Genomic DNA, 661 nt, shown 5'->3' with positions numbered 1-661 from the left:
CCGTTTTGGCCCCGGATTTAATGGTGGCCCCACACGCCAGTTTGTCATCCACCCGGGCCGCCGGCGAGCCGTTGATAAACACGGTTTCACTGCCCTGGGCAATCAGGGGCGGTGCCGGGTGTTTACTACAGACGGCGATATCGGTGGTGGCTCTGGCCGCCGGTTTGCCTTCGATAAAGACATTGGGCGAGCCACTCGTCAGGCTGCCGCTCGGCGGGCCGATGCTGTCCACCATGTTCGTGACGGCCGAACTGGCGGCGCTGATGACATCGCCCAGGGCAAAGGTGGCCGCGGTTCCCAGAGCAATGACCGCGACGGTGGCCAGCCCGCCGGTAAGGATAGTCAGCCCCACCAGTGCCGATGCCGCGGCAAAGACCGCCGCGCCTGTCAGTGCGCCGGTAATGGCACCCGCCAGCGCCCCCAGGAAGCTGGCATGTTTAATCGGGTCGCCCTCGCGGGCGGCGGCCGGACCGGGAGAGCTCTGTGGCGGGGAGACGTGCACCGCGTGCTGCGCCCCCACCCGCGCTATCCGGCTGACGATTTCATCACCAAGTGACATGGTGTTCCTCCTGTCAGGTCATCAGGCCGCCTGAAAACTGTGGACAACCGCCAGCAGGGTATCACGCTGGCCGTCTTCAAAAGGCGCGGGGGAGGTCAGGTT

The 661-nt window shown here is 65.5% G+C and carries 1 protein-coding gene; it reads right to left on the bottom strand.

From position 1 onward, the window contains the following. Nucleotides 1–559, bottom strand: a 559-nt coding sequence (locus EAE91_RS23650) for a PAAR domain-containing protein (protein ID WP_214090562.1), incomplete at its 3' end; no start/stop codon positions are given. Between the last annotated feature and the right edge of the window lie 102 nt (nt 560–661).

This window comes from Photorhabdus noenieputensis (assembly GCF_018448935.1).
Classification (GTDB): domain Bacteria; phylum Pseudomonadota; class Gammaproteobacteria; order Enterobacterales; family Enterobacteriaceae; genus Photorhabdus; species Photorhabdus noenieputensis.
This window is presented reverse-complemented; position numbering and strand designations above follow the sequence as displayed.